The following is a 5,044-nucleotide window of genomic DNA, read 5'->3' as shown; positions in this document are numbered from 1 at the left end:
CCCTGTGTGCCTTGCTGATTCCGACCGACGACCCGAGATTGGCCGGCTTGACGAACAGCGGGAGGCCGAGTTCCTCGATAGCTTGGAACGCCACGGTGCGCGGGTCGTCGACGCCGTCGCGGTACTCGACCCAGCGGCACTGCGGGATTCCCGCCTGGGCGGCGATGATCTTCGCCATGCCCTTGTCCATACAGGCGGCGGAGCTGAGCACACCGGCTCCGACGTAGGGCAGCTTGAACAGCTCGAGCATCCCCTGGATGGTGCCGTCCTCGCCGTGCGGGCCGTGCAGCAGCGGGAGGACGACGGTGATCGATTCCTCGGAGTGGGCCTGCAGCTCGCGCAGCGGGTCGACGACGGTGCCCGCGATGTCGAGGGCGTCGGGCAGTGGGGTGTTGTCGGCCAGCGACGCGATCACCTTGTCGTTGCGTACCCAACTGCCGTTCTTCGCGATACCGATCGGGACGAGGCTGTACTTGGCCGCGTCGGCGGCTGCCAGCACGTGCGCTGCGGTCACACGGGACACATCGTGCTCGGCGGACACGCCACCATAGAGAACAACCAGGCGCAGCAGGGGAGTCGACATGGGTCACACGATACGGCCACGCCGAGCCGCACTCTCCCCGGCGTGCGTGGTGTTTCGTGCCTTCCTCTAGCGTTGAGGCGTGCACATGCAGGCAAGTGAGCTGGCGGACGAGGTCGGCGGTCAACTCGTCGGAAACGACGTGACGGTCGACGGCGCGACGATCGACTCGCGCGCGGTGCGGGCGGGACAACTGTTCGTCCCGCTCGTCGCGGCTCGTGACGGCCACGACTTCATCGCGAGCGCTGTATCGGCGGGCGCGAGCGCGTACCTCACCTCGACGGGGCCGGCGAGCGGCGTCGACGTTCCCGCCATCACGGTCGACGACACCGCTCTCGCCCTCGCCGACCTCGGGCGTGCTGCGCGGCGTCGACTCCCCGAGCGGGTCGTCGGGATCACCGGGTCGGTCGGCAAGACGTCGACGAAGGATCTTCTGGCCGGGTTGCTCTCCACGACGTACCGCACGGCGGCGAGTGAGAAGTCGTTCAACAACGAACTCGGTCTTCCGCTGACACTGTTCAACGCGCCCGACGACACCGAGGCGGCGGTGGTCGAGATGGGTGCGCGTGGCGTCGGACACATCGAGTTGTTGTGCTCGATCGCGCATCCGACCGTCGGCATCATCACCCGGGTCGAGGGTGTTCACCTCGAACTCTTCGGCAGCATCGAGGCCGTCGCGCGAGCCAAGGGCGAACTGGTCGAATCGCTTCCCGCCGACGGGATCGCCGTCCTCAACGCCGACCACAAGCACGTGGCCGCGATGGCGTCCCGGACCTCGGCGCAGGTGCTCACCTACGGGCTGGCCCCGTCGGCCGACGTCGTGGCCACCGACATCACCGTCGACGATCAACTCCGCGCCTCGTTCCGGTTGCACACGCCCTGGGGCAGCACAGACGTGACTCTCGCGGCGCGTGGTGAGCACCAGGTGTCGAACGCGCTCGCGGCGGCCGCCGCCGCAGGTGGACTCGGGGTTCCCGTCGACGACATGCCCGCGGGTTTCCTCGGTGCCACCCTCTCCGGTCTCCGGATGGAACTGTCGACCACGCCGAACGGCGTCGTCGTACTCAACGACTCCTACAACGCCAACCCGACCTCGATGTCGGCGGCGCTGCGCTCCCTCGCAGCGCTCGACGCTCGACGACGCTTCGCCGTGCTGGGGACGATGGCCGAGTTGGGGCACGATTCCGACGCAGAACACGAGGCGATCGCGTTGCAGGCCGATTCACTCGGTGTGCAGGTGATCGCCGTCGGCGAGCCGACATACGGCTCGACCGCCACCCACGTCGCCGACATCGACGCCGCTGTTGCCGCCCTCGACGGACTCGGCAACGGCGACGCGGTGCTGGTCAAGGGCAGTCGCGTCGCCGCGCTCGAACGGGTCGCCGAGAAGCTGGGCTGAACCTACCTGTCCTGCGCGTTCGCGCGGATCACGTCGCGCAAGAACACGGCCAGACCGGGCGCGACGTCGTCGTAGTGCTTGGCGAATCGAGGATCGTCGACATACATGTCGCCGAGACAGACCTGCATCTCGTAGCTGCAGTCGTAGAACTTCTCGATACCCGCGCGGTGCGCCTCGGCGAGCTCGTTCGCCTCGGCAGAACCGGGTTCGACGCCGCGCCGCATCGCTTCGGCGAGCTGTGATTCGAGCGCGTCCGCCTCTGCCTTGATCTGTCTCCAGTCGTCTTTGCCGTACTGCGCGGCCCGTTGCTGACTCTGCTTCCACTGCTCGGTGCCGCCCCAGCGTTCCTGCGCTTCGTCGGCGTACTCCTCGCCGAGCCAGTCATCGCCGAAGATCTCGGTCTGTTCGGCAGCCGACAGCGCAATGCCGTTCTTCTTCGCTTTCATCATGTCCTCCACAGCTGCAACCATTCGGTGCAAGCGGGCGATCCTCTCGGTGAGCAGATCACGCTGGGTACTCAGGTGACTTAGCGCATCGGCGTCCGGATCGTCGAGCAGGGTCGCTATCTGCTCGAGCGGAAAGCCCAGCTCCCGGTACATCAGCACCTGGTGGAGACGCTCGACGTCGGCGTCGTCGTACACGCGATAACCGGCGAGTGTTCTGCCCGACGGCGCGACCAGCCCGATCTGGTCGTAGTGATGCAACGTGCGGACACTGACGCCGACGAGCCCGGCGACCACACCGACGGTGAGGTCGCCCGACCTCGGGGCATTTCCTTCGCTCACACCGATGACCTTGCTGCCTGACGTCGCGTGAGGGTCAAGTCGGCGTGCACGTCAGGGCGCGAAGCCGACCCGGTCCGAGCCCTTCTCGCATGCCGCGAGCAGTCCGTTGCCGGTGGCAGGCGCGCACGTCCAGCCGTCGACGTCCTGTGGCTCACCGCTGGCGATCTTCGGGCCGTACGACTTCGCGAGCGTCATGGCCTCGGAGCAGCTCAGGTCACCGGCGAGGATCTGCACCCGCAGCGCGCCGTCGGGTCCGGAGATCTTGTCGCACACCTTGGTCCCTGCGGCGGTCTCGTCGGGTATCGACGTCGTCGGCGATGCCGGACGGGGGCCACCGACCACGGCGGGACTGGTGGATTCGCTCACCGACGTCGCTGCCGGGCTCGCAGTGTCCGCTTGCTCTTCGGAGCCGCAGCCGGTCAGCACCAGCGAAGCTGTTCCGAGGGCTCCGCAGCAGGCCAGCACGATCCGGGTGGGTACCTTGAGATTCGTTCCGCGCATCATGGACTCACCGTAGCGAATCGGCTGTCGAGTCCCGGTCGGCTCGTCGGGAGCTCATTTGAGCTCAGGCTGCTCGAACTGCGAAGATCGGGCTGTGACCCCGCCCGATACCGCCGACACCAATTCGACCGGCCTGCACCTGCGTCCCGACCACTCGTATTCGGTCGGCACGCGCCTCGACGGTTCGCTCGGCCGCACCGGGGTCATCACGACTCCCCACGGCGACATCCGGACACCTGCCTTCGTGCCGGTCGGAACGAAGGCAACGGTGAAGACCGTCCTGCCCGAGGCGGTCGAAGCGCTCGGTGCGCAAGCCGTGCTCGCCAACGCCTACCACCTCTATCTGCAACCGGGACCCGACATCGTCGACGCTGCGGGCGGGCTCGGCGCGTTCATGAACTGGTCGGGTCCTACGTACACCGACAGCGGTGGGTTCCAGGTGATGTCGCTCGGCGCCGGTTTCAAGAAGGTCATCTCGATGGACGTGACCGGTGAACAGGACGACGAGAAGATCGCCGAGGGGCGCGAACGACTTTCGCGAGTCGACGACGACGGCGTCACCTTCAAGTCGCACCTGGACGGATCGTCGCACCGGTTCACTCCTGAACTGTCGATGCAGATCCAGCACCAACTCGGTGCCGACATCATCTTCGCCTTCGACGAGTTGACGACGTTGATGAACACCCGTGGCTACCAGGAGAATTCGCTCGAGCGAACCAGGCAGTGGGCGATTCGGTGTCTCGCCGAGCACAATCGGCTCTCCGTCGAGCGCGGCCACCGGCCACAGCAATCGCTGTGGGGAGTCCTGCAGGGTGCGCAGTACGAGGATCTCCGACGCAAAGCCGCGCGCGACCTGACCGAACTCTCGCGCCGTGACCAGGATGCGGGCGGAAAGGGCTTCGGCGGTTTCGGTATCGGCGGTGCGCTGGAGAAGGCCAACCTCGGCACGATCGTCGGATGGGTCAATTCCGAACTGCCGGAGGACAAGCCGAAGCATCTCCTCGGGATCAGCGAGCCCGACGACATCTTCACCGCCATCGAGAACGGCGCCGACACCTTCGACTGCGTGTCGCCGACCCGCGTCGCCCGCAACGGCGCCATCTATTCGCTCGACGGCCGGTACAACATCACCAACGCGCGCTACCGCAACGATTTCCGGTCGCTGGATCCCGAGATCACCAATTACACATCGCAGTACTCGCGTGCTTACCTGCATCACCTGTTCAAGGCGAAGGAAGGCCTCGCTGCGACACTGGCGACACTGCACAACGTCGCTTTCGTCGTGCAGATGGTCGACGGTGCCCGCCGGGCCATCGAATCCGGCGACTACTACGCCTACCGCGACGAGTTTCTCGGCCGCTACTACGCGGGCAACCGCGACAACTGAGCGCACGCCGGCCGAGCCGGTCACCACTGGTTCGAGACCGCCGGGAACCGACGCGGAGTCCGGTTCGTTCGATTCGCGTATCCTGGACGTATTCGTCCATCCCCGCAGCAGAAAGACATGATGAATCGCGCTCGGCGCAAAAAACGGAGACCTCGACGATCCTGCCCCCGTTCGGGGGCATTCACCACTTCTGACCGGTCGGTGCCCACCCCGACGGTTCGCGACGAGGTGTTCGCATGATGATCGTCCTCGGAATCGTGCTCGGCATCCTGGTCGTCTTCGCCATCACCGCCCTGACCGGGTACTTCGTCGCACAGGAATTCGCCTACATGGCGGTCGATCGCTCACGCCTCAAGGCGCTCGCCGCCGACGGTGACGCATCGGCGGCCAAC

At 66.3% G+C, this 5,044-nt stretch carries 6 protein-coding genes; 3 read left to right on the top strand and 3 right to left on the bottom strand.

All coding sequences use genetic code 11. The features are described 5' to 3' along the window. Window positions 1–583: D-alanine--D-alanine ligase (locus GOOTI_RS13015; protein WP_007239060.1), on the bottom strand; the 583-nt coding region annotated here is incomplete at its 3' end. An 85-nt stretch (window positions 584–668) separates the two neighbouring features. Between GOOTI_RS13015 and GOOTI_RS13010 the strand changes: the two genes are divergently transcribed. After that, on the top strand, window positions 669–1,979 hold the full coding sequence (locus tag GOOTI_RS13010) for a UDP-N-acetylmuramoyl-tripeptide--D-alanyl-D-alanine ligase (RefSeq protein WP_007239059.1): 1,311 nt from the start codon (window positions 669–671) through the stop codon (window positions 1,977–1,979). Window positions 1,980–1,981: 2 nt separating this feature from the next. Here the strand turns inward: GOOTI_RS13010 and GOOTI_RS13005 are convergent, their stop codons facing one another. Both GOOTI_RS13005 and GOOTI_RS13000 read right to left on the bottom strand, forming a co-directional pair. Beyond that, the gene (locus tag GOOTI_RS13005; protein ID WP_007239058.1) at window positions 1,982–2,764 is read right to left on the bottom strand and encodes a MerR family transcriptional regulator; all 783 of its coding nucleotides are present in this window, start codon (window positions 2,762–2,764) and stop codon (window positions 1,982–1,984) included. Between the two features lie 51 nt (window positions 2,765–2,815). Next, window positions 2,816–3,268 (bottom strand): hypothetical protein, encoded by a 453-nt coding sequence (locus GOOTI_RS13000; protein WP_007239057.1) that lies wholly within the window; start codon window positions 3,266–3,268, stop codon window positions 2,816–2,818. Window positions 3,269–3,359: 91 nt separating this feature from the next. On the opposite strand from GOOTI_RS13000, the gene tgt reads away from it, so the two are divergent. Both tgt and GOOTI_RS25745 read left to right on the top strand, forming a co-directional pair. Further along, window positions 3,360–4,652, top strand: a complete 1,293-nt coding sequence (gene tgt / locus GOOTI_RS12995; protein WP_007239056.1) for a tRNA guanosine(34) transglycosylase Tgt — start codon at window positions 3,360–3,362, stop codon at window positions 4,650–4,652. A gap of 236 nt (window positions 4,653–4,888) precedes the next feature. Further along, the coding region (locus GOOTI_RS25745) for a CNNM domain-containing protein (protein ID WP_007239055.1) at window positions 4,889–5,044 on the top strand (156 nt) is incomplete at its 3' end.

The sequence above is a fragment of the Gordonia otitidis NBRC 100426 genome (genome assembly GCF_000248075.1).
GTDB classification, from domain to species: Bacteria; Actinomycetota; Actinomycetes; order Mycobacteriales; family Mycobacteriaceae; genus Gordonia; species Gordonia otitidis.
The sequence above is the reverse complement of the archived record's forward strand: the minus strand, read 5'-3'. Positions and strand labels throughout refer to the sequence as shown.

Coding starts and splice junctions, on each gene's coding strand:
- GOOTI_RS13010 (WP_007239059.1), top strand. CDS start 669: ATGCAGGCAAGTGAGCTGGCGGACGAGGTCGGCGGTCAACTCGTCGGA.
- GOOTI_RS13000 (WP_007239057.1), bottom strand. CDS start 3,268: ATGATGCGCGGAACGAATCTCAAGGTACCCACCCGGATCGTGCTGGCC.